This window comes from Hydrogenophaga sp. LT287, from assembly GCF_055702805.1.
In genome coordinates this window covers 173,454-193,806 of record NZ_JBVPZC010000003.1, presented here as the reverse complement: position 1 = coordinate 193,806, position 20,353 = coordinate 173,454, and the positions used below count along the sequence as shown (strand labels likewise).

Here is a 20,353-nt window from a genome sequence, read left to right as displayed (position 1 = left end):
ATCAAGCACTTGCGTTCGCCGTACAGGGATTACCCTGGCTTATGCACACAGTTGTCCCAGATTTGCAGGGACAAGTCCTGCGGCGCTGTTGTGCGCGCTGCGCCGCGTTTCAGGCCCTGTGCATAAGCCCCCGCCCGCTACGGCCTCAGGCCGGGTAAGCCTGGCCCCAGTAATGAAACGTCCAGGGTTTGGGGCCGGGCAGGTAGCCGGTGTGCAGTTGCGGGCAGTGCAGGCCCGCGGCGTGCAGCAGCGCCGGGATGTCGCGGTTCAGGTGGCAACCACCGGCCAGCGGTCCCCACAGGCCTTGCAGCCGGTCTTGCCAGCGGGCCACCGCGGCGTCGGGTGCGCGGCCGTGTTCGCAAAACAGCAGCGAGCCACCGGGCGCGAGCACACGGCGCATTTCCTGCAGGGCGGCCAGCGGGTCTGGAATGGTGCACAGCGAATACGTGACGACCACCGTGTCAAAGCTGGCATCCGGCCTCGGGATGCGCTCGGCCGACAGCGCCAGCAGCTCCACATCAAGCCCGCTGGCTTCGATGCGGCGGCGGGCACGGGGTTGCAGTTCCAGTGCCGGGTCCAGCCCGGTGATGCGGGTCACGCGCCCCGTGTCGTAGTGGGGCATGTTCAGGCCGGTGCCCAGGCCTACTTCCAGCACACGGCCCTGCGCCAGGGGCACCACTTTTTGGCGCATGCGGCCAACCATGGGCAGGCCGCAGGCCAGGTCAAGCGCCCACGGGAATACCTTGTTCTGGTAACAGCGCCAGCACATCAAACCACCCCCGGTGTGGCGCGGCTCACACCTCGCCGCCGAAGCGGGCAATCAGGTTGTCGATGTACTTTTCCACCAGTTTTTCAAACTCGCCTTGCACCACCGGCACCACGATCATTTTCATCAGGCCCGGCAGGGGCACCTCAATTTCGCCCTGAATCGCCAGCTTCACGCTGGTGGACTTTTTGTTGTCCACGATCGTCCACTGGCCACCCACCAGGGCATTGCCCACGCCCTTCACAGGCGTCCACTTCACCGTGCCTTTGGCTTTGTCGCTCACGTACTTGCTGGCGTACACGGTCTGGATGTTCACCTGGGCGGTGCCCACTTTTTCCATTTCCCACTGGTACACGCCGCCGCCCAGATCGGTGAGCTGGTCCACTTTGGGAAAATGGCTGACCGAAGTGGGGACGTCCGACAGCACCTCGAACACCTCAGCCGCTTTGGCTTTGACGTCGAATTCGTAGCCCAGATCAATCTTGACGGTGATGCTCATACAAAGGCCCTTTGTGCGGTGTTGCGGGTGGTTCTGAAGAATGTAGGTTCATTGTAGGGACGCCCGTTGCGCACGGTGCACGGGGCTAACACCAAGCACCGGGGGCGGGCCTTGTACCTCAACGCCGCCCGCGGCAGGGCAAGGCACAATCTTGGGTTACGCGGCCGGGGCTGAACCGGCTGCGGACCCATTTCCCCAGAAAGACGATTTCCAGATGAGCATCCAGTGGTTTCCCGGGCACATGCACCTCACGCGCAAGGCCATCACCGAGCGTGTGAAAGAGATCGACGTCGTGATTGAAATGCTCGACGCCCGCCTGCCCGGCTCCAGTGCCAACCCGCTGCTGGCCGAGCTCACCAGCGGCAAGCCGACGCTGAAGGTGGTCAACAAGCAGGACATGGCCGACCCCGAGCGCACCGCGCTCTGGCTCGCGCACTACAACGCCCAGCCCAAGACCCGTGCCATACCGCTGGACGCCAGCGACACCGCGCCTGCCCGCGCCATCATTGCGGCTTGCCGCGAGCTCGCGCCCAACCGGGGCGGCATGGTCAAGCCCATGCGTGTGCTCATTTGCGGCATTCCCAATGTGGGCAAGTCCACGCTGATCAACACCCTCATGGGCAAGCGCTCGGCCAAGACCGGCGACGAAGCCGGTATCACCCGCAACGAGCAACGCCTGGCCCTGGCCGACGACTTCTACCTCTACGACACGCCCGGCATGCTGTGGCCGCGCATTGTGGTGCCCGAAAGCGGCTTCAACCTGGCCGCCAGCGGCGCGGTGGGCCGCAACGCTTACGACGACCAGGAAGTGGCCCTGGAGTTGCTGGCCAAGCTCAAGGTGGCTTACCCGGCATTGCTGGAAGGGCGCTACAAACTGGGCCTGGCGCTGGAGGCCATTGCCAGCATGCCCGACGAAGATGTGCTGGAGGCCATTGCGCGCAAGCGCGGAGCGCTGGCTACGGGTGGCCACGCCAACTGGCAAAAGGCCGCCGAGCTGCTGATTGCCGATTACCGCAGCAACAGCATCGGCCGCGTGACGCTGGAAACACCTGAAATGTTTGCCCAGTGGCTGGCGGCCGGCAACAAAGCCGACGCTGAACGCCAGAACCGCAAAAAAGAGCGCGGCAACAAACCCAGCAAGCCGCGCAAACGCTGAGCGGCTGAGCGTCTGCGGTCGCCTTGGTTGACCGGGCTCAACCACCGTCCGGTGGTCGGGTGACAGCATGGAGGCTCCATTGTCTGGAGCCTGCCATGCCGCCAACCGCCGCCGCCCGCCGTATTCTGTTGATTGAAGGTCACCCCGAAGCCGGGGCGCGCCACCTCAACCATGCGTTGGCCGATGCCTACGCCGACGGCGCCGAGGCGGGGGGCCACACCGTCAGGCGCGTGGTGGTGGCCGAGCTGGATTTTCCGCTGCTCAGAAGCGCCCAGGACTGAGAACACGGAAGCTTGCCGCCGGCATTGCAGGGCGCTCAGGACGACCTGACCTGGGCTCAGCATGTGGTGCTGTTTTTCCCGCTGTGGCTGGGCGACATGCCCGCGCTATTGAAAGGCTTTCTGGAGCAGGTGGCCAGGCCAGGGTTTGCGTTCAAAAAAGAGGGCAACAACCCGTTTGGTCACAAGGGGCTGAGCGGCCGCTCGGCGCGTGTGGTGGTGACCATGGGCATGCCCGCGCTGGTGTACCGCTGGTATTTCCGGGCACACAGCCTGAAGTCGCTGGAGCGCAATATTCTGGGTTTCGTGGGCTTTGCGCCCATTCGCGAAACCCTGGTGGGCACGGTGGACAAGCTGGGCGAGGCCGATGTGGTTCAGCTGGAGGCCAGCTTGCGCAAACTGGGGCAACGGGCGCAATGAGCGCTTGGGCCTGGCCGGGCGCTCAAGCCGGCGCGGTGCACGGGCTCAGGCCTCGACCTTCACACCCTTCCAGAACGCCACGCGCCCCCGGATGTTCTCGGCTTCGGGTTTGGGGTCGGGGTAGTACCAGGCCGCGTCGGCGTTGAGCTCGCCGTTGACCAGCAGCGAGTAATACTGCGCCTGGCCCTTCCAGGGGCAGCTGGTGCGGTGGTTGCTGAAGGTGACGAAAGCGCGGTTGAGTGCGCTTTCCGGAAAGTAATGGTTGCCTTCCACCAGCACCGTGTCGTCGCTTTCGGCGACCACGGCGCCGTTCCAGGTGGCTTTCATCGGCCCAGGCTCACTTGTTTTTCTCTTTGCCGCGCGGCAGCACCGAGGTCATGGGTGGTGTGGGGCGGTCCGAGGTGGCTGGGCCTTTGGGGGCCGAGGTGTCTTTCTTCGGCTTTTTTGACATCTTTTCGTTGCGCTGTTCTTTGCCCATGGGGGACTCCGTTTGCAGCCGCGACATGCGGTCTGATGTGTGAATGTTAAGCCACAAACGGCTGGGTTTTGCGGCTGCTGTGGGTGCTTGCTGCGGTTCCGGTCAGGGCTGTCCCAGGCCCAGAAATTCGCCCAGGGCTTCGGTGCTGAGCGCACCCGCCTGGGTGATCACCTGGCCGTTGCGGGCGTGGCGAGCCACCATGAACGGAACCGAGTCCGCACCCAGCCGGTCCAGCAACTGGCTGTTGGTCTTGATGGCCGCCAGCACGTCGTCGGGAATGCTGCTGGATGCCGACATGCCGCCCTGGCCGCTCAAAATGGACTGTTCGTGTGCCGACATGGTGGCCACCGGGTCGGTCGCCTGCATCAGCGCCGCGCCCTGGGGCACGCTCTTGGGGCCCATGATGGCCACCGGGACCCACACAAACTTCACTTTGCCCAGCAGGGGCAACGCTGCGTTCCACAAGTGGCCGCAGTGCGGGCACTGCGGGTCAAACAGCACGTACACCGGGTTGGCGCTCATGAGCGCCCCCACCGTGAAACCTTTGGCCTGCGCCGCGACCTCCTCGTAGGCTTGCGCGGGCGCAATGGCTGTGGCGGTTTCGGTGGATGCGGGCGGGTTGCTGTCTGTTTTGGAGCAGGCGGCAAGCCCCAGGGCCATGGCTGCGACCAAGGGAAGGATGGCGTGTCGGATGTTCATGGGGTGGAGCGCTTTGGCGTTGGACGGGCAACATCATCGCAGACAAGCCCGGTGTGCGCTCAGTAGTTCAGCACCAGGTGTGCAATCAGGCCGGTGGCCACGGCGATCAGCACGTAGTCAGCACCCACCTGCACCCACTGGTGGCCGCGTGGCGGTGCGCTCAGGCGGTGGGTGCGGTGGTTCACCACCACGTACTGGCGGTTGCGGTATTCGCGGGGAATAGTGGCGCCGCGTTTGAATGCCGGGCCGCGCGCATGGAAATGGCGGTCGTTGCGCTGGTCGCGGAAATCGCGGCGGTCGTCCTTTCGGTGGTCGCGTGCGCTGTGCCGGTCCTCCTGCCGGTGGTCGCGGGCGTCGCGCCGGTCGTCCCGGCGATCGTCTCGGCGGTCATCGTGTCGCTGTACCCGGGGTGGCTCCTCGCGCTGGCCGCGGGGGCTGTTGCCCTGGGCAAACGAGAGCGAGCTGACGCTCAGCGTGGCGGCGGCAATGGCGCAGACAACAAAATTTCGGGTTGACATGGAGGTTCTCCTGGTGGTGAACCTGCATGGTGTGGTGCCCATGTGTCGCGCCGGTAAAGCCCTGTGCCCGCGCGTGCAAAGCTGGGTAGCGAGTTGTGCGGGGCCTCGCTATCAGCCCTGGGTTTGCGTGGCTTCTTGCGCGCGCAGTTTGGCGCCGATGTATTCACCGTGGGTGACGTGCAGCAGCCCGGCCACCTTGCTGATCACGTGGTGCTCGTTGGCATGGATGTGTTCGTCGGCGTAGGCCACTTGCCACATGGCCTCCACCACCCGGATTTTCTGGGCTTGCGTGAAGCGCTCGTTGAGCAGGCTGGTGAAGCGCTGGTAGTCGTAAGCGGTTCGGGCCGTTTCATGGGCCAGCTCCAGCAGGCGTTCAAGCTCGTCGTCGGCCAGCGCAAACTTGCCGCGCAGCGCCAGCAGCACGGTGTCGCGCTCGGCTTCGTCCAGGGTCGGGTCGGCGCGCATCACTTCCACCAGCAGCACGGCGGTGGCGAGTTGCAGGGTGTGTTCTTGCTCGGCAGCGGGCTGGGCGCCGGCCGCTGAAGCGAGGTTGGCTGTCAGGGTGTCCAGCAGGTCTTTTAGGGTTTTGAACATGGGTTGGGGAGCTCGTGGCGTTGAAGGGCTGAGCCTGCGGCTGGCCCAATGGTTCCCCGCAAGGGGTGTCGGGCCGCACGCCTTCAAGGGGCGCGTTCAGGGTGGGCGGCCCCACACCAGCAGCAGGTTGTTGGACGGCATGGCGTGGCGCTGCAGCAGGGCCAGGCCGGCGTGTTGCGCCTGATCGGTCACGTCGGCGAGCTGGCGAATGCCCCAGTCGGGGTGGTTGGCGCGCAGGCTGGCGTCAAACGCCAGGTTGCCCGGCGAGGTGGGCACGCCGTGCTCCAGGTAAGGGCCGTAGGTGATGAGCACGCCGCCCGGCGACAAGTGGCGCGCGGCACCCTGCATCAGGGCTGCGCAGGTGGCCCAGGGCGCAATGTGCAGCATGTTGGCGCAGTAAATAGCGTCAAACAGGGTGCTGAATGCGGGCCCTTCGGCGGGCCACTGCGGCGCCAGCACATCCAGCAGCCGCGCTGGTGCCACACGGCTCAGGCCGGTCTCGGCCACGCGCGCATTGATGGCGGGCAAGGCGTGCGCTTCAAAGTCGGTGGGTTGCCAGTGCCAGCCCGGCAGCCCAGCGGCAAACCACACCGCGTGCTGCCCGGTGCCCGAGGCAATTTCCAGCGCCGCTCCCCGCGCGGGCAGCACCGCTTGCAGCCGCTCCAGAATGGGCGCCTTGTTGCGGTCGGCGGCGGGGCTGAAGGGCAGGTTGCTCATGGTGGGCGCTTTCAGGCTTTGGCCCGCATGCCTTGCGCCAGGGCGCCCAGCGCAATACCGGCCAGCGCCCACAGCAGGCTCCAGTTGCCGGTGCCCAGGCCGGCAATGGCGGGGCCTGGGCACACGCCGCACAAGCCCCAGCCCACGCCAAACAGCGCGGCGCCGGTGAGGGTGTCGCGGTTCCAGTGGCTCACGTGCTGGTGAAAGTAACCACCCAGCAGGGGGCGCCCCAGCACGCGCGGCGCCACTTTGTAGGCCAGCAGCGTCACCAGCACGGCCCCGCCCATCACCAGCATGAGGCCGAAGTCTTCAAAGCGCAGAAAGCTCAGCACCACCTCGGGCTGCACCATGGTGGACAGCGCCAGGCCAAAACCAAACAAGGCGCCGGCGGCCAGCACCGCCAACAATTTTGCGGGCGTCATTTGTGTGGTGCTCATGCCAGCCACCATGCCGCCAGATTGGCCGTGATGAACGCTGTGGCCATGAAGGTGAGCACCGCCAGCAGCGAGGGCCAGTTCAGCGAGCCCAGCCCGCAAATGCCATGGCCCGACGTGCAGCCGTTGCCCAGCCGCGCGCCATAGCCCACCAGAAAACCACCCACCAGCAGCAGCGCCACCGGCACCTCGGTGGTGAGCGGTGTGCCGTCCGACAACAACAGCCACCACACCCCGGCGCCCAGCACCAGCCCCAGCGCATACACCAGCCGCCACACGCGGGTGTCGGTGAGCCGGGCCTGCTGAAAAAACGGCCGCTGCAGCACAAACGACCAGGTGCTGGAAAACACGGTGCTCATGCCGCCCACCAGACCCGTGAACAGAAACAGCAGCGCCACACCGGCACCAATGAAGGCCCCGCCCAGCAGGTAGTGCTGCCAGCCGAGGGGAAAGAGAGAAAAGGCGTCGATCATGGGGCGGGATTATCCGTGGCTTTGATAATCGGAACCCGGTCCTGTCCCTCACTCTATTTGCATGCACACCCTGGAACAACTGCGCAGCGGCGCGCTCGCCGGCACCCGCCGGCTCGATTTGAGCTGTGGCCTCACCGAGCTGCCTCCCGAGGTGCTGGACCTGGCGGACACGCTGGAGGTGCTCAACCTGAGTGGCAACCGGCTCAGCCGCCTACCGCCCGACCTGGGCCGCTTGCACCGGCTGAAAATCATTTTTTGTTCGGACAATCATTTCACCCATTTGCCCGAGGTGCTGGGTGACTGCCCGGCGCTGGACATGGTGGGCTTCAAAGCCAACCGCATTGCGCATGTGCCGGCGGCGTCGCTGCCCGCCGCGCTGCGCTGGCTGGTGCTCACCGACAACGCCATTGCCGAGCTGCCCAGCGCGCTGGGTGAGCGCCCCGCGCTGCAAAAACTCATGCTGGCAGGCAACCAGCTGAGCCGCCTGCCGGGCAGCCTGGCCGGTGCGCAGCGGCTTGAGCTTGTGCGCCTGGCGGCCAACCGGTTGACCCACGTGCCGGGCTGGTTGACCGAGCTGCCGCGCCTGGCCTGGCTGGCGCTGGCGGGCAACCCGCTGGGCTGGACGCTGCCGCCGCTGCCACCCTTGCCCAGCGTACCCTGGCGCCAGCTGCAGGTTGGCGAGCGGCTGGGCGAGGGCGCTTCGGGCCATATTTACCGCGCCTACCGGCTGGATTTAGCCCACGGCGAGGCGCAGGCCCTCAAGCTGTTCAAAGGTGCCGTCACCAGCGACGGCTTGCCCGAGCACGAGCGCGCTGCCAGCCTGGCCGCCGGGCAACACCCCGCGCTGTGCACGCCCAGCGCGGAGCTGTGCGAGCACCCCCAAGGCTTGCACGGGCTGCTGCTGCCGCTGATAGCGCCCACCCACACCAACCTGGCAGGCCCACCCAGCCTGGACAGCTGCACCCGCGACGTGTACCCCAGCGGCTTGGGCCTGGGTGTGCCCGTGGCCCTGCGGCTCGCGCAGCGCATGACCGAGGCGGTGGCGCACCTGCATCGCCGTGGTGTGTTGCATGGCGACCTGTATGCACACAATATTTTGTGGAACCCGGCCAATGGCGACGCGGTGTTGAGCGACTTTGGCGCCGCCACCCGCCTGCCCGCCGACGCGCCTGCACTCAGCCAGGCGTTGCAGGCGCTGGAGGTGCGCGCCCTGGGCTGCCTGCTGGAAGAGTTGGCCCAACATGCCACAGTCCCTGCAGCCAGCCCCACCGTGGCTGGGCTGGCCCGCCTGGCGCAGGCTTGCCAGCATCCGCAGCCGGGCCAGCGGCCCACCGCAGCCGAGGTGTGCAGCAGCCTGCAGGCGCTGGGGTGAGGGGCTTTCGAGACGCTGAATTCAGGTTTGCCAGATGCCGGGCGCCAGCCCGTCCAGGCTGTGAGGGCCAATGGCCGCGCGTATGAGGCGCAGCGTGGGAAAGCCCACGGCGGCCGTCATGCGGCGCACCTGGCGGTTGCGGCCCTCGCGAATGATCAGCTCGATCCAGGCCGTGGGCTTGGACGCCCGCACACGGATGGGCGGGTCGCGTTCCCACAGCCCGGGCGGTGGCGCCATGGTGCGGGCGCGGGCGGGCAGGGTGATCCCGTCGTTGAGCTGCACCCCCCGGCACAGCTGGTTCAGCGCCGCCTCGTCGGGCTCGCCTTCCACCTGCACCCAGTAGGTTTTTTCCATCTTGAAGCGAGGGTCTGCAATGCGGGCCTGTTCCTGGCCGTTGTCGGTCAGCAGCAGCAGGCCTTCGCTGTCGGCGTCCAGCCGCCCAGCCACGTACACGCCGGGCAGGTCGATGAAGTCTTTCAGCCCGCGCCAGCGGCCCTCGGGGGTGAACTGGCTGAGCACGCCGTAGGGCTTGTTGAATCGGATCAGCATGGTTTGGAAGTCGGCACGTGGGTTGCTCAGGCGGCCAGAAACAGCGCCGGGTCCACCATGGTGCGGTTGAGCATGACACCCCAGTGCAGGTGTGGCCCGGTCACGCGGCCGGTGGCACCCACCGCGCCCACCGTTTCACCGGCGCTCAGCACATCGCCCAGCTTCACCTGTATCGCGCTCAGGTGGCACACCATGCTCAGCAAGCCGCCGCCGTGGTCCAGCCAGACCGTCTGGCCGTTGAAAAAATAGTCGCCCGTGTCGATCACCCGCCCGGGCAGCGGCGCCACCACTGGCGTGCCGGTGGGCGCGGCAATGTCCATGCCGCTGTGCGGGCTGCGCGCCTGGCCGTTGAAGACCCGGCGCAGCCCGAACGAGCTGGAGCGCCGCCCCGGCGTGGGAACCTGCATGCGCAGGCGGTTCAGGTCGGGCAGGGGTTCGCTGAAGGTGGCCATCACCTGTTGCTGGTGGGCGCGCTCGCGCTCAAAGCGAGTCAGGTCCTCGGCTGACAGGTCCACCGTTTTGGGCGCCACCTTCAGCCGCTGTTCGGCGTAGCGCTTGGGCGCAACGGTGTAGCGCAGGGTGTGTGGCGCAGCGTGGGCCGCGTGCACCTCAATGTGTGCTTCCCCAGGCACAGCGGCCAGCGGTATGCCCACCAGCGCCGTCCATTCGATCACGTCGCCCAGCACCAGCAAAGGCACCGTGCTGCCGTCGGTGGCGGTCACAAACGCCAGAGGCCGTGTGGCCGACGGCCCGAGCGACAGGCGAGCGATGCCGCCCGGCACCGGCGCCATGGGGGGCAAGACGCTGCTGGCACCATCGGCTGAGCTGGCCGCTGCGGCCCGCCCTCCTGCGCTCCAGGCCAGAAGGCCCGCGGCGCCCAGCAGCACGGTGCGGCGGTTGGGGGCTACGGTTGCCGCAGCGTGTGAACACACAAGGTCAGAAACGGACACCAAAACGCCTTACAAATAAAACCGATTTTGGCGGCAAAACGAAGGCGGCTGTTTCAGGCGCACCGGCCTTGGGTGGGTGCGCTGCTGCGTTCGGCTAGCATCGGCCGCATGAGTTCCCAATACGAAAGCCTGCAGCCTGCCGCGCTGTACCCCGATGCCTTTAACGTGGCTGCCCCCGAAACCCCTGTGGGGCGCAACGTTTGGCCGCGCCAGCCGGGGGTGTTCATTCGAAAAGCGCAAGCCACCGCCGCGCCAGCCCAGCCGCTTGAGCATGCCGAGTCCGAGATGCCCGATGCACCCGCTGAGGGCACCGCTGAGGCGGCACCCGCCGAGGCAGCGCCTCTGGTGCTGGAGCTGGTCTCGGGCCAGTTTGGTTTTGTACCGACATGGGTCAAATCGGCATCGGACGCCAAACTGCGCTCGACCAAGCTGGTGAATGCCCGCTCTGAAACGGCGAGCACGTCGAAATACTATTACGACGCCTGGACCCGCGGCCAGCGCTGCATCGTGCCCATGATGGCCTTCATTGAAGACGACTACCGCAGCGGCAAAGCCGTGCCCACCCGCATTGCCCGGGTGGACGGCAAGCCCATGGGCGTGGCCGGCTTGTGGGAACGCTGGACCGGTGCCGACGGCCAGGTCATCGTCAGCTTCACCTTGCTCACGGTCAACGCCAACAGCCACGCGCTGATGAACCGCTACCAGCAGCCTGGTTCAGAGAAGCGCATGCCGGCGGTGCTCAACGAGGGCGCTTACGGCGCATGGCTCACCGCCCACCCGCAAAAGGCCAAAGAGTTCATGCGCGCCTACCCGGCCAACTGGCTTACTGCCAACCCGGTTCAAAAAAAGTAGGCGCGGCGCCTCGGGCGGTCGTCTGGTGCAAGAGGGTGGTGTGAGGGCCACCCTTTTTTTCGTCTGGGCCGGCAGGCCGCGGATTTTTCTGGTGTGGGTGTTCGGCAGCGCACAGATCGCAGCGGTGCAAACACCTACGCTGGAATGCAACAGATGGACAAGCCTGTCCGTCGGGTTGCGCTGTGTGGTGCGCCTCAGAGGCGCCGTCACACCCCCTCACTACAAGGAATCCCCATGAACCCTATTCGCCATTCCCTCTTGCTGATCGCTCTGTTGTCCACTTTCGGTCTGGTGGCCTGCGACCGCGAGCCCACGATCGTCAACACAGCCCCGGCCAACATCATGGTCCCCGGCCCTGCCGGCCCTGCCGGAGCCACTGGCGCCACTGGCGCCACTGGCAACACGGGCAACACGGGTTACACAGGTTCCACCGGCGCCACCGGTAGCACCGGATACACAGGCGCCACCGGTGCCACGGGCGACACGGGTTACACCGGCTCAACCGGTGCCACAGGCCAGACCGGTACCACCGGCATGCAAGGCGAAACCGGCAAGACCGGTGGTGACACCAACGTCATCGTTGTGCCAGCCCCTGCCAATTGATTGACCTTTCAACCCACCGAAGGAGAACACCATGGGCATCGGCACCATTCTTTTGATTGTCTTGATCCTCATGTTGGTGGGCGCCATTCCGACGTGGTCCCACAGCAAAAGCTGGGGCTACGGGCCCAGCGGCGGTCTCGGGCTGATCGCGGTCATTCTGCTGGTGCTGCTGGTGATGGGCCGCATCTAGCCGCTCCTTTGGCCATGCTTCGAGAGTGCCCTCGGTGCTCTTGAGGCTTTTCTCTGCCGGTCTGGCCAGTCCGAAAAAAATGCCCCCGACGGTTCGCCACGGGGGCATTTTTTTGCGTGCGGTGTGTCCTCACAAGACGCGTGGCACAGATCACCCACGCGATGCCGTTCAAGCCGGGTGCGACGCAGGGCGCTCGTGCAGCAGAAAAACCTTGTTGCGTGGTCTTGCCGGGCCTGAAAGCTGGGGCGCTGCCGCACAGTGTGGTCAAGGTTTCCCGCGCCGATCTGCGCCGTCTGTATAAAAAATAGCGCCAATCGATGCCCGACGCACAGGCGGCAAAAAGGCCGCTGTCGCGGCCTTTTTTTCTGGTGCATGCGCGCCTGTCGCCAGACAGGCTGGCTCAAGGCGCTGGGTCGTTGATCAGCGGGTGCCGGTGACTTCCACGTCAACCCGGCGATCGGGCTGCAGACAGACCACAAGTGCTGGAGTGCGCTGGTTGCCTTGGCAGTCTTCAGGCTGGGTGACTGGCTGTGTCTCGCCCATGCCGATAGCCGAAATTTTGCTGGCATCGAGCTTGCCTGCCGTGACCAAGTGGCTCTTCACGGCCGCAGCGCGCTGTTCCGACAGGCGCTGGTTGTAGGCCTCGGAGCCCAGCCGGTCGGTGTGGCCTTGGACACGGACCGACCCGTAGGTGGTTCCTGCAAGATCTCGGGCGAACTGGTCGAGCGCCATTCGGCCTTCCGGCTTTACCGTGTCGGCGTCAAAGCCGAACAACGATTCCGCCGAGAGGCTCACGCGCTTGTGCACAACCACCGCTGGGGCAGCCGGCGCGGGCGGCGGCGGTGCCTGCACGATGACGGGCGCGACCACAAGCACCGGCTCAGGCGCCACGGCGCGTGCCACACGCTCGGGTTCAGGGCCTCCAAAACGGTACACCAGGCCGACCGACACCATATCGATGTCGCCTTTGTTGCCGATGGCGTCGTTGACACGGTAGCGCTCTACTTCCAGCCGCATGGCAAGGGCATCGCTGAACGCGTAGTTCAGGCCGACGCCATATTTGGCGTTGGTGCCATTTTTGCTGGCGGTTGGGTTGCTCACGTTGACTGCACCGGTGCTGGAGAATCGGTCGTTCGCGCGGGCGTAGTTCACACCGATGCGCCCGATGGCCGACAGCTTACCGGTCAGCGGCAGGGTGCCCACCAGGTCCAGGTTCAGACCTTTGACGCGCATCTCGCCATTGAGCGTGCCTTCTGGGACCGTATGGGCGGTGTAGCCGATCTTGCCGAGGTCAAAGTAACCACCTTCGAGCGCAAAGTAGGGGCTGAGCTGGTACCCGCCGAAGAGCTTGAAGCCGTTGCTGCGGTCCCGGTCGTCGATCGAGGTGGTGTTGAATCCCTGTACCAGCAGGCCACTGGCGATGCGGGCGTCGTCGATCTCCGCACCGGTGCGGCCAACGTTGGCCCCGCCGTACCAGCCGGACTGTTGTGCCAGGGCCATGGGGCTGGCGAAGAGTGCCAGGGTCAGCAGGCTCAAAGCGCCTGCACTTTTGTGGGTGGTGGGTGTCATGTTGTTCTTCAAAAATAGGTTGCTGAGCAAGGGCGCGTCAAGGCGCTGGCACGTTGATCACCGTGTTCACCAGGGTGACCGACGCGTCGAGCGAGAGCGCGCGGCCGTTGAGCGTGACCAGTGCGACGTTGCCTGGCGTTGAAAACGCGACACCCGCCTGAGAAATGATGGTGCCCACCATGGTGCCGCCACCGCCGGCGTTGATGGTGGCTGCGCTGCCCACCTGCCAGAACACGTTCTTGGCTTGTGCGCCGCCGGCGAGCACCACGCTCTGCGGAAATGCCGCGCCTGGGCCGCCCACCGTGAGGGTTTGGGCCATCTGAAACACCCACACCGCGTTGGCATCGCCTTGGGCGTCCAGCGTCAGGTCACCGCCTTCAATCATGAAAGTGCCTGCCGCAGCCGTGTAAACGCCGGGTGCGAGCACCAGGTTGGCCAGGTTGCCCGCACGGGGGTCAGGGCCACCGGCCAGACCAGCCAGCGTGTTGTAGGCCGCCAGAGCGTCTGCGCGTGCTGCGGTGGCTGTCGCAAAGGTGTTGGCCGTGCCTTCGGTCGGGCAGTCAACAGTGGGCGGCGGCGGTGCGCTGTAAATGCTCCCGGTCACCAGGCCGGCATTGGCGCCGGTCACGGTGTACAGACAGTTGGTGGGCGCCGTGTCGTAAAAGCCTGTGATCGCAGTCGATACCGCCGTGGTGCCAATGTCGCCATTGATGACGGTGAAAGTACCCTGGTTGGTCGTGCCCGCCGAACCGCCAAAGATGCCGAAGGTGGATGCAGAAGCCAATGCGACTGTGGTGCCCACCAGCGGTGCAACGGCTGAATCCACGGTCGGGTTGTTGGCCGTGCCGTCAAAACCCAGCACAGGGTCGCCACCGCCACAGGCCGCCACCAGGGTGCTGAGAACCAAAGGAGCGATCCATGTCCAGGGGCGGTGGGTGATTGGGTTGATTTTCATGGTGTTCTCGTTGGCGGGTTTTAGGGTCTTCGGCCACGTCTGGTTGTCTTGGTGGCCGCACGGCTCGAAAGGCTTCGCTGCTACGGCGTACCAGCGTTCGTGTGGTTGCAGTATCTGGACGGACTGCGCCGCTGTCTGTGCGTCAGCCTACATACGACCCAAGCGTCGATGCCATGCCTGGTGGTGGGCGCACCCAAGACCACCCCCTTGGCGCTTGACATAAGAGGCTTGTGACCCGACAAGCCACTACAGACAGCGCGGACTCCATGGCTGCGAACAGAATGGACTCGTCAGTTTTGGCTTTTATCTGGAGTTCTTCATGACCCCGTCCGCCCGCTTTGCCCACCCGTTTGCCCATACCGTCAAACACTTCAAGACCGCGTCGGGCAAGAGTGGTCGCCTGTATTCCCTGCCAGCGCTGGCCAAGCAGTTTCCTAACGTCTCGCGTCTGCCGGTGTCGCTGCGCATCGTGCTCGAAAGCGTGTTGCGCCACTGCGATGGCGAGCGCGTCACGGCCGAGCATGTTGCGCAGCTGGCCAATTGGCAGCCCAACGCTGCGCGCAGCGACGAAATACCTTTCACGGTGGCGCGGGTGGTGTTGCAAGACTTCACCGGCGTGCCCTTGCTGGCCGACCTGGCCGCTATGCGCAGCGTGGCGCAGCGCCTGGGCCAGGACCCGAAAAAGATTGAACCGCTGGTGCCGGTGGACCTGGTGGTGGACCACTCGGTGATGGTGGACCACTACGGGACCAAGAAAGCGCTCGACCTCAACATGAAGCTGGAATTTCAGCGCAACCGCGAGCGCTACGAATTCATGAAATGGGGCATGCAGGCGTTTGAAACCTTTGGCGTCGTGCCGCCGGGTTTTGGCATCGTGCACCAGGTTAACCTGGAGTACCTGGCGCGCGGCGTGCACCTGAAGGGCGGCCTGTATTACCCCGACACCCTGGTGGGCACCGACAGCCACACCACCATGATCAACGGCATTGGCGTGGTGGGCTGGGGCGTGGGTGGCATTGAGGCCGAAGCCGCCATGCTGGGCCAGCCGGTGTACTTTCTCATGCCCGACGTGGTGGGTTTTGAGATGACCGGCCGGCTGCGCGAAGGCGTGACCGCCACCGACCTGGTGTTGACGGTGACCGAGCTGTTGCGCAGCCACAAGGTGGTGGGCAAGTTTGTGGAGTTTTTTGGTGAAGGCACGGCCTCGCTGGCGCTGCCCGACCGCGCCACCATCGCCAACATGGCGCCCGAATACGGTGCCACCATGGGCTTCTTTCCGGTGGACGACAAGACGCTGGATTACTTCCGGGGCACCGGTCGCAGCAAGGCCGAAATTGAGGCCTTTGAAGCCTACTTTCGGGCGCAGGGCTTGTTCGGTGTGCCGGGTGCGCCAGGAGCTTCCATCGGGGCGGGTGGTATCGACTATTCGCAGGTGGTCACGCTGGATTTGGGCCAGGTCACCCCCAGCCTGGCGGGCCCCAAGCGGCCGCAAGACCGCATCGAGCTCGGCCAGGTGGCCAGCCAGTTTGCGTCGCTGTTCAGCAAGCCCAACGCCGACAACGGCTTCAACCGCCCAGCCGCTTTGCTGCACACCCGCCACCAGCTGCAAGTTGACGGCGACCAAGCACTGCACGAGTTGCGCGAGCAGCCCACGCCGGCAGGAGCACCGCGCTCGGTGGCCGAAATGGACGCCAACCGGCCTGCGCGCGCCACCGCCCAGTCCGAGGCCGCCACACCGCACCCCCACTCGCTGTCGGTGGGCAACGGCGATGTCCTGATTGCGGCCATCACCAGCTGCACCAACACCAGCAACCCCGGCGTGATGCTGGCTGCTGGCCTGCTGGCGCAAAAGGCGGTGCAGGCCGGGCTCAAGGTGAGGCCGCACATCAAGACATCGCTGGCACCGGGCTCGCGCATCGTCACCGAATACCTCACCGCCACCGGTTTGCTGCCCTACCTGGAAAAGCTGGGTTTTGCGCTGGCGGGCTACGGCTGCACCACCTGCATTGGCAATGCGGGCGATCTCACGCCCGAGCTCAACGAGGTGATCACGCAAAACGACCTGGTGTGCGCGGCGGTGCTGTCGGGCAACCGCAATTTCGAAGCCCGCATTCACCCCAACCTGAAAGCCAACTTTCTGGCCAGCCCGCCACTGGTGGTGGCTTACGCCATTGCCGGCAACGTGATGACCGACCTGATGACCGAGCCGCTGGGCCTGGGCGAAGGGGGCCGGCCGGTGTACCTGGGGGACATCTGGCCCAGCAGCGAAGAGGTGCACGCGCTGATGAAATTTGCCATGAAAGGCAAGGCCTACCGCAACAACTACGAGCGCATCAAGGGCGAGCCCGGCCCGCTGTGGGCGCGCATACAGGGTGTGAGCGGCAACGCCTACACCTGGCCGGCCAGCTCCTACATTGCCGAGCCGCCGTTTTTTACCGACTTCGAACTGGCGCAGCCCGCCGAGGTGGCCCCCGAGGTGCGTGGCGCGCGCATCATGGCACTGTTTGGTGATTCGATCACCACCGACCACATTTCCCCAGCCGGCAACATCGCCGAAAACTCGCCCGCTGGCCAGTGGCTGCGGGAGCGCGGCGTGCTCAAGGCCGACTTCAACAGCTACGGCGCGCGCCGGGGTCACCACGACGTGATGATGCGCGGCACGTTTGCCAATGTGCGCATCAAAAACCTGATGCTCGCGCCCGACGCCGCAGGCTCACGCGAAGAGGGCGGCTGGACGATTTACCAGAGCAGCGGCACCGGGCAAGGCCAGAAAATGGCCATTTTTGACGCTGCCACGCGCTACCAGGCCGCCGGTGTGCCCACCGTGGTGCTGGCGGGCGAAGAATACGGCACCGGCTCCAGCCGCGACTGGGCCGCCAAAGGCACCCAGCTGCTGGGCATCAAGGCCGTGGTGGCGCGCAGCTTTGAGCGCATCCACCGCAGCAACCTGGTGGGCATGGGTGTGTTGCCGCTGCAGTTCAAGGTCGGCGATTCGTGGGAAAGCCTGGGCCTCACGGGCGACGAAACGCTGGACGTGCTGCCGCACCCCGAACTGCTGCCCCAGAGCGACGCCACCCTGGTGATCACCCGTGCCAATGGTCACTGCCAGGAAGTGGTGCTGACGCTGCGCATCGACACGCCAGTGGAAGTGAACTATTACCGCGCGGGTGGAATCCTGCCCTATGTGCTCAGGCAATTGTTGAGTGCTTGAGCGGTGCCGCGCAACGCGGCATGATGTGCACAGCGCCCATTCCGGCGCACCAGGAGAAGCCCATGCGCCAGCCTGCCCTGTACAGCCGCTCGGCCCGCGCCGCTGCGGCGGCTGCGCCCGAAGCGGTGGACACGGCGCCGCAGGAAACGCCCGCGCCACCCCAGACCCGCCTCCGGCTGGGTCAGCGGCTCACCCAGGCCGGCACCAGCCCGCGCGTGATGTGGGCCGGCATGGCGGTGCTGGGTGCGCTGCTGTTGGCCAGCGTGCTGCTGCGCGGGCCGGGCGGCGCCAGTGGGCTGACGCAAAAGGACATCGATGCGGCGGTGCTGCGCACCCTCACCACCCAAAATCTGCCTTCGGCATCGGCCCGTGCGGCTGAAAAAATCCGCCCTTCGGTGGTGCGCGTCGTGTCGTTCGCCAAAAACAAAAAGGGTGAAGACGAAGAGCAGGGCGTGGGCACCGGGGTGGTCATCGTGGACAAGGGTGTGATTTTGACCAACCTGCATGTGGTGCAAAGCGCGCAGACCATCCGGCTGGTGTTTGCCGACGGCAGCATGTCGGCAGCCAGCGTGGTGGGCGCGCAGCCTGAAAACGACCTGGCCGTGCTGCAGGCCCACACCATTCCTGACGACCTGAGCGCCGCCACCATGCGGTCCACCACCGACCTGCTGCCCGGTGAACCGGTGGTGGCCGTCGGGTTCCCGTTCGGCATTGGGCCGTCCACTTCGGCGGGTGTCATTTCAGGGCTGGGCCGCTCGTTTCGTTCGCCCGAGGGCGAGCAGGAAATTGGCAACCTGATCCAGTTTGACGCCGCCGCCAACCCCGGCAATTCTGGGGGGCCGCTGGTGACCATGGACGGCGAGGTGGTGGGCATCGTCACCGGCATCCTCAACCCGACCAGCCACCGCACCTTTGTGGGCATCGGTTTTGCAGTGCCCATAGAAAGCGCCGCCAGCGCCGCCGGTCTTCCCCCCTTCTGAAACGGAGAGCAACATGAGCGACCCCAACGCCCCCGACACCGCCCAGCTGATGGAGCAGATCCTGTACGAAGTGAAGCGGGTGGTCGTCGGGCAAGACCGATTTCTGGAGCGTGTGATGGTGGCCATGCTGGCGCAAGGCCATTTGCTGGTGGAAGGGGTGCCCGGGCTGGCCAAAACCCTGACGGTGAAAACCCTGGCCGACGTGGTGCAAGGGCGTTTCAAGCGCATCCAGTTCACACCCGACCTGGTGCCGGCCGATCTGGTCGGTACGCGCATTTACAACCAGAAAACCGGCGACTTCAGCACCGCGCTCGGCCCGGTGTTTGCCAACCTGCTGCTCGCCGACGAGATCAACCGGGCGCCCGCCAAGGTGCAAAGCGCGTTGCTGGAGGTGATGCAAGAGCGCCAGGTGACCATTGCCGGTGAATCGCACAAGGTGCCCAGCCCGTTTCTGGTGATGGCCACGCAAAACCCGATTGAAACCGAGGGCACCTACCCGCTGCCCGAAGCGCAGGTGGACCGTTTCATGATGAAGGTGGTGGTGGATTACCCGACCGACGAAGAAGAGTTCGTCATCGTCGAGCGCGTCACCGGCCCGGCGGTGCAGGTGCAGGCGGTGGCCACCACCGAGCAGCTGGCCGCGCTGCAGGCGCAGTGCCGAGCCGTGTATGTGGACCCTTCGCTGGTGCAGTACGCGGTGAAGCTGGTGTCGGCCACGCGCAACCCCGACAAGCATGGCCTGAAAGACATGGCCCGTTTCATCACCTACGGCGCCAGCCCGCGCGCCACCATTGGCCTGGTGGAAGGGGCCCGCGCGCTGGCGCTGCTGCGTGGGCGCAGCTATGCGTTGCCCGAAGACATGGCCGACCTGGTGCCCGACGTGCTGCGCCACCGCATCGTGCTGTCGTACGAGGGCATCTCGGAAGACCTGAGCCCCGATGTGCTGGTGCAGCGCATCATGGCCGCGGTGAAACCGCCCGCCAAGCCGCTGGAGCACGAAAAGCGGGTGGCCTGAAGGCACACGGCCATGTTGTTCGGTCTCTTCAAACCCCGCACCGCCGCGCCGCCGCCGGCGCCGGTCAGCGCGCCGCGCGAGCGGGCCGACGCGTTGCTAAAACGGCTCGACTGGACCGTGATCCGCCGCCTTGACGGCTTGCTGCAAGGTGACTTTCGCAGCCTCATGCGCGGCAGCGGGCTGGACCTGGCCGACCTGCGCGAATACCAGCACCACGACGACGTGCGCCACATCGACTGGAACGTGACCGCGCGCCTGCAGCAGCCGCATGTGCGCGTGTTCACCGAAGACCGCGAAATGGCCGCCTGGTTTTTACTGGACCTGAGCCCCTCGGTGGACTTTGGCTCGGGCCCGCAACGCAAGAGCACGGTGCTGCGCGACGCGGTGGCGGTGCTGGCCCGGCTGATCACCCGCCACGGCAACCGCGTGGGTGCGGTGCTCTACGGCTCGCGCGGCCAGCCGCTGGTGGACGCGGTGCTGCCGGCCCGTGGTGGCCGCGCCCACTTGCTGCAGCTGATCCACCTGATCCAGCAGCCGCCAGCGCCTTTGAATCGTGAAGCCAGCCGCGAAGCCGCAAACGGCCCAACCCGCCTGTCTGACTTGCTCAGCGCCGCTGCGCGCACCGTGCACCAGCGGGCCACGGTGTTTGTGGTGTCCGACTTCATCAGCGAGCCCGGCTGGGAGCAGCCCCTGGGCGAACTGGCCCAACGCCACGACGTGGTGGCCGTGCGCCTGCTGGACCCGCTGGAACTGGCGCTGCCCGACCTGGGCCTGATCCCGATACGCGACGCCGAAACCGGCGAACAGCTGCTGGTGGACACGCACGACGCGGGTTTTCGGCAGCGCTTTGCCCGCATTGCCGCGCAACGGGAAGCCCAGCTGCGCGAGAGCCTGGCGCGCGCGGGCGTGGACACGCTCGAACTCTCCACCGACGACGATCTGGCCGACGCCGTGCTGCGCTTCGTGGACCTGCGCAAGCGGCGCAGCCGCCTGGGGCGCGGCACACCGCGCGGCCCCGCCGGCCCGCACCTGTCGCGGGCGGGTGCACCTGAAGGAGCACGCTCATGAATGGGCC

General features: G+C 66.0%; 26 protein-coding genes. 12 read left to right on the top strand and 14 right to left on the bottom strand.

The window, feature by feature from the left end; translation table 11 throughout:
- Nucleotides 1–145 precede the first annotated feature (145 nt).
- On the bottom strand, nucleotides 146–769 hold the full coding sequence (locus AC0GNR_RS04500; RefSeq protein ID WP_472899806.1) for a class I SAM-dependent methyltransferase: 624 nt from the start codon (nucleotides 767–769) through the stop codon (nucleotides 146–148).
- Between the two features lie 25 nt (nucleotides 770–794).
- On the bottom strand, nucleotides 795–1,265 hold the full coding sequence (locus AC0GNR_RS04495) for an SRPBCC family protein (protein ID WP_472899805.1): 471 nt from the start codon (nucleotides 1,263–1,265) through the stop codon (nucleotides 795–797).
- 214 nt (nucleotides 1,266–1,479) lie between these two features.
- On the opposite strand from AC0GNR_RS04495, the gene ylqF reads away from it, so the two are divergent.
- From ylqF to AC0GNR_RS04480, 3 genes are all read left to right on the top strand, one after another.
- Nucleotides 1,480–2,421, top strand: coding sequence for a ribosome biogenesis GTPase YlqF (gene ylqF, locus AC0GNR_RS04490; protein WP_472899804.1), 942 nt, complete (start codon nucleotides 1,480–1,482; stop codon nucleotides 2,419–2,421).
- Nucleotides 2,422–2,516: 95 nt separating this feature from the next.
- Nucleotides 2,517–2,702, top strand: a complete 186-nt coding sequence (locus AC0GNR_RS04485; RefSeq protein WP_472899803.1) for a hypothetical protein — start codon at nucleotides 2,517–2,519, stop codon at nucleotides 2,700–2,702.
- A gap of 12 nt (nucleotides 2,703–2,714) precedes the next feature.
- Nucleotides 2,715–3,119: an NAD(P)H-dependent oxidoreductase gene (locus AC0GNR_RS04480; protein WP_472899802.1), complete on the top strand. Its 405-nt coding sequence runs from the start codon at nucleotides 2,715–2,717 to the stop codon at nucleotides 3,117–3,119.
- 45 nt (nucleotides 3,120–3,164) lie between these two features.
- On the opposite strand, the gene AC0GNR_RS04475 is transcribed toward AC0GNR_RS04480, so the two are convergent.
- From AC0GNR_RS04475 to AC0GNR_RS04440, 8 genes are all read right to left on the bottom strand, one after another.
- A complete protein-coding gene (locus AC0GNR_RS04475) occupies nucleotides 3,165–3,446 on the bottom strand; it encodes a DUF427 domain-containing protein (RefSeq protein ID WP_472899801.1) in 282 nt (93 codons plus the stop codon).
- A 10-nt stretch (nucleotides 3,447–3,456) separates the two neighbouring features.
- Complete coding sequence (locus AC0GNR_RS04470) at nucleotides 3,457–3,597, bottom strand: hypothetical protein (protein ID WP_304840148.1); 141 nt, start codon at nucleotides 3,595–3,597, stop codon at nucleotides 3,457–3,459.
- Between the two features lie 102 nt (nucleotides 3,598–3,699).
- Nucleotides 3,700–4,296, bottom strand: coding sequence for a DsbC family protein (locus AC0GNR_RS04465; RefSeq protein ID WP_472899800.1), 597 nt, complete (start codon nucleotides 4,294–4,296; stop codon nucleotides 3,700–3,702).
- A gap of 59 nt (nucleotides 4,297–4,355) precedes the next feature.
- The gene (locus tag AC0GNR_RS04460; protein ID WP_472899799.1) at nucleotides 4,356–4,814 is read right to left on the bottom strand and encodes an RcnB family protein; all 459 of its coding nucleotides are present in this window, start codon (nucleotides 4,812–4,814) and stop codon (nucleotides 4,356–4,358) included.
- A 111-nt stretch (nucleotides 4,815–4,925) separates the two neighbouring features.
- Nucleotides 4,926–5,408 (bottom strand): tellurite resistance TerB family protein, encoded by a 483-nt coding sequence (locus tag AC0GNR_RS04455; protein WP_472899798.1) that lies wholly within the window; start codon nucleotides 5,406–5,408, stop codon nucleotides 4,926–4,928.
- A gap of 96 nt (nucleotides 5,409–5,504) precedes the next feature.
- Entirely contained in the window at nucleotides 5,505–6,125 is a 621-nt protein-coding gene (locus AC0GNR_RS04450) for a DUF938 domain-containing protein (protein WP_472899797.1), read from the bottom strand.
- Between the two features lie 11 nt (nucleotides 6,126–6,136).
- Nucleotides 6,137–6,562, bottom strand: coding sequence for a DUF6691 family protein (locus AC0GNR_RS04445; RefSeq protein ID WP_472899796.1), 426 nt, complete (start codon nucleotides 6,560–6,562; stop codon nucleotides 6,137–6,139).
- Nucleotides 6,559–7,032: a YeeE/YedE family protein gene (locus AC0GNR_RS04440; protein ID WP_472899795.1), complete on the bottom strand. Its 474-nt coding sequence runs from the start codon at nucleotides 7,030–7,032 to the stop codon at nucleotides 6,559–6,561. Before AC0GNR_RS04440 ends, AC0GNR_RS04445 begins: the two co-directional genes overlap by 4 nt.
- Nucleotides 7,033–7,093: 61 nt before the next feature.
- Between AC0GNR_RS04440 and AC0GNR_RS04435 the strand changes: the two genes are divergently transcribed.
- Nucleotides 7,094–8,404 (top strand): leucine-rich repeat-containing protein kinase family protein, encoded by a 1,311-nt coding sequence (locus AC0GNR_RS04435; protein ID WP_472899794.1) that lies wholly within the window; start codon nucleotides 7,094–7,096, stop codon nucleotides 8,402–8,404.
- Nucleotides 8,405–8,425: 21 nt separating this feature from the next.
- On the opposite strand, the gene AC0GNR_RS04430 is transcribed toward AC0GNR_RS04435, so the two are convergent.
- Nucleotides 8,426–8,953: a pseudouridine synthase gene (locus AC0GNR_RS04430; RefSeq protein ID WP_472899793.1), complete on the bottom strand. Its 528-nt coding sequence runs from the start codon at nucleotides 8,951–8,953 to the stop codon at nucleotides 8,426–8,428.
- Between the two features lie 26 nt (nucleotides 8,954–8,979).
- Complete coding sequence (locus AC0GNR_RS04425; RefSeq protein WP_472899792.1) at nucleotides 8,980–9,903, bottom strand: peptidoglycan DD-metalloendopeptidase family protein; 924 nt, start codon at nucleotides 9,901–9,903, stop codon at nucleotides 8,980–8,982.
- Nucleotides 9,904–10,011: 108 nt separating this feature from the next.
- Here AC0GNR_RS04425 and AC0GNR_RS04420 point away from each other — a divergent pair, with 108 nt between their 5' ends.
- From AC0GNR_RS04420 to AC0GNR_RS04405, 4 genes are all read left to right on the top strand, one after another.
- Nucleotides 10,012–10,755: an SOS response-associated peptidase gene (locus tag AC0GNR_RS04420; protein ID WP_472899791.1), complete on the top strand. Its 744-nt coding sequence runs from the start codon at nucleotides 10,012–10,014 to the stop codon at nucleotides 10,753–10,755.
- A gap of 234 nt (nucleotides 10,756–10,989) precedes the next feature.
- Nucleotides 10,990–11,358, top strand: a complete 369-nt coding sequence (locus AC0GNR_RS04415) for a collagen-like protein (protein WP_472899790.1) — start codon at nucleotides 10,990–10,992, stop codon at nucleotides 11,356–11,358.
- A 31-nt stretch (nucleotides 11,359–11,389) separates the two neighbouring features.
- The gene (locus tag AC0GNR_RS04410) at nucleotides 11,390–11,548 is read left to right on the top strand and encodes a DUF3309 family protein (RefSeq protein WP_472899789.1); all 159 of its coding nucleotides are present in this window, start codon (nucleotides 11,390–11,392) and stop codon (nucleotides 11,546–11,548) included.
- 140 nt (nucleotides 11,549–11,688) lie between these two features.
- A complete protein-coding gene (locus AC0GNR_RS04405) occupies nucleotides 11,689–11,856 on the top strand; it encodes a hypothetical protein (RefSeq protein WP_472899788.1) in 168 nt (55 codons plus the stop codon).
- Between the two features lie 112 nt (nucleotides 11,857–11,968).
- Here AC0GNR_RS04405 and AC0GNR_RS04400 read toward each other — a convergent pair whose 3' ends face one another.
- Nucleotides 11,969–13,117 carry an outer membrane beta-barrel protein gene (locus AC0GNR_RS04400; RefSeq protein WP_472899787.1) on the bottom strand — a complete coding sequence of 383 codons (1,149 nt, stop codon included), beginning with the start codon at nucleotides 13,115–13,117 and terminating at the stop codon, nucleotides 11,969–11,971.
- 37 nt (nucleotides 13,118–13,154) lie between these two features.
- Entirely contained in the window at nucleotides 13,155–14,072 is a 918-nt protein-coding gene (locus AC0GNR_RS04395) for an ice-binding family protein (protein ID WP_472899786.1), read from the bottom strand.
- Between the two features lie 319 nt (nucleotides 14,073–14,391).
- Between AC0GNR_RS04395 and AC0GNR_RS04390 the strand changes: the two genes are divergently transcribed.
- The 4 genes from AC0GNR_RS04390 to AC0GNR_RS04375 all read left to right on the top strand — a co-directional run bounded on the left by AC0GNR_RS04390 (nucleotide 14,392) and on the right by AC0GNR_RS04375 (nucleotide 20,346).
- Nucleotides 14,392–17,283 carry an aconitate hydratase gene (locus AC0GNR_RS04390; RefSeq protein WP_472899785.1) on the top strand — a complete coding sequence of 964 codons (2,892 nt, stop codon included), beginning with the start codon at nucleotides 14,392–14,394 and terminating at the stop codon, nucleotides 17,281–17,283.
- A 62-nt stretch (nucleotides 17,284–17,345) separates the two neighbouring features.
- Nucleotides 17,346–18,263, top strand: coding sequence for a S1C family serine protease (locus tag AC0GNR_RS04385; protein ID WP_472899784.1), 918 nt, complete (start codon nucleotides 17,346–17,348; stop codon nucleotides 18,261–18,263).
- A 13-nt stretch (nucleotides 18,264–18,276) separates the two neighbouring features.
- Entirely contained in the window at nucleotides 18,277–19,278 is a 1,002-nt protein-coding gene (locus AC0GNR_RS04380) for an AAA family ATPase (RefSeq protein ID WP_472899783.1), read from the top strand.
- Nucleotides 19,279–19,290: 12 nt separating this feature from the next.
- Nucleotides 19,291–20,346, top strand: a complete 1,056-nt coding sequence (locus AC0GNR_RS04375) for a DUF58 domain-containing protein (protein WP_472899782.1) — start codon at nucleotides 19,291–19,293, stop codon at nucleotides 20,344–20,346.
- Nucleotides 20,347–20,353: the final 7 nt, after the last annotated feature.

What these genes read in the sequence shown, in the direction of transcription:
- AC0GNR_RS04500 (WP_472899806.1), bottom strand. Translation starts at nt 769, where the DNA reads ATGTGCTGGCGCTGTTACCAGAACAAGGTATTCCCGTGGGCGCTTGAC.
- AC0GNR_RS04495 (WP_472899805.1), bottom strand. Translation starts at nt 1,265, where the DNA reads ATGAGCATCACCGTCAAGATTGATCTGGGCTACGAATTCGACGTCAAA.
- ylqF (WP_472899804.1), top strand. Translation starts at nt 1,480, where the DNA reads ATGAGCATCCAGTGGTTTCCCGGGCACATGCACCTCACGCGCAAGGCC.
- AC0GNR_RS04485 (WP_472899803.1), top strand. Translation starts at nt 2,517, where the DNA reads ATGCCGCCAACCGCCGCCGCCCGCCGTATTCTGTTGATTGAAGGTCAC.
- AC0GNR_RS04475 (WP_472899801.1), bottom strand. Translation starts at nt 3,446, where the DNA reads ATGAAAGCCACCTGGAACGGCGCCGTGGTCGCCGAAAGCGACGACACG.
- AC0GNR_RS04470 (WP_304840148.1), bottom strand. Translation starts at nt 3,597, where the DNA reads ATGGGCAAAGAACAGCGCAACGAAAAGATGTCAAAAAAGCCGAAGAAA.
- AC0GNR_RS04465 (WP_472899800.1), bottom strand. Translation starts at nt 4,296, where the DNA reads ATGAACATCCGACACGCCATCCTTCCCTTGGTCGCAGCCATGGCCCTG.
- AC0GNR_RS04460 (WP_472899799.1), bottom strand. Translation starts at nt 4,814, where the DNA reads ATGTCAACCCGAAATTTTGTTGTCTGCGCCATTGCCGCCGCCACGCTG.
- AC0GNR_RS04455 (WP_472899798.1), bottom strand. Translation starts at nt 5,408, where the DNA reads ATGTTCAAAACCCTAAAAGACCTGCTGGACACCCTGACAGCCAACCTC.
- AC0GNR_RS04450 (WP_472899797.1), bottom strand. Translation starts at nt 6,125, where the DNA reads ATGAGCAACCTGCCCTTCAGCCCCGCCGCCGACCGCAACAAGGCGCCC.
- AC0GNR_RS04445 (WP_472899796.1), bottom strand. Translation starts at nt 6,562, where the DNA reads ATGAGCACCACACAAATGACGCCCGCAAAATTGTTGGCGGTGCTGGCC.
- AC0GNR_RS04440 (WP_472899795.1), bottom strand. Translation starts at nt 7,032, where the DNA reads ATGATCGACGCCTTTTCTCTCTTTCCCCTCGGCTGGCAGCACTACCTG.
- AC0GNR_RS04435 (WP_472899794.1), top strand. Translation starts at nt 7,094, where the DNA reads ATGCACACCCTGGAACAACTGCGCAGCGGCGCGCTCGCCGGCACCCGC.
- AC0GNR_RS04430 (WP_472899793.1), bottom strand. Translation starts at nt 8,953, where the DNA reads ATGCTGATCCGATTCAACAAGCCCTACGGCGTGCTCAGCCAGTTCACC.
- AC0GNR_RS04420 (WP_472899791.1), top strand. Translation starts at nt 10,012, where the DNA reads ATGAGTTCCCAATACGAAAGCCTGCAGCCTGCCGCGCTGTACCCCGAT.
- AC0GNR_RS04415 (WP_472899790.1), top strand. Translation starts at nt 10,990, where the DNA reads ATGAACCCTATTCGCCATTCCCTCTTGCTGATCGCTCTGTTGTCCACT.
- AC0GNR_RS04410 (WP_472899789.1), top strand. Translation starts at nt 11,390, where the DNA reads ATGGGCATCGGCACCATTCTTTTGATTGTCTTGATCCTCATGTTGGTG.
- AC0GNR_RS04400 (WP_472899787.1), bottom strand. Translation starts at nt 13,117, where the DNA reads ATGACACCCACCACCCACAAAAGTGCAGGCGCTTTGAGCCTGCTGACC.
- AC0GNR_RS04395 (WP_472899786.1), bottom strand. Translation starts at nt 14,072, where the DNA reads ATGAAAATCAACCCAATCACCCACCGCCCCTGGACATGGATCGCTCCT.
- AC0GNR_RS04390 (WP_472899785.1), top strand. Translation starts at nt 14,392, where the DNA reads ATGACCCCGTCCGCCCGCTTTGCCCACCCGTTTGCCCATACCGTCAAA.
- AC0GNR_RS04385 (WP_472899784.1), top strand. Translation starts at nt 17,346, where the DNA reads ATGCGCCAGCCTGCCCTGTACAGCCGCTCGGCCCGCGCCGCTGCGGCG.
- AC0GNR_RS04380 (WP_472899783.1), top strand. Translation starts at nt 18,277, where the DNA reads ATGAGCGACCCCAACGCCCCCGACACCGCCCAGCTGATGGAGCAGATC.
- AC0GNR_RS04375 (WP_472899782.1), top strand. Translation starts at nt 19,291, where the DNA reads ATGTTGTTCGGTCTCTTCAAACCCCGCACCGCCGCGCCGCCGCCGGCG.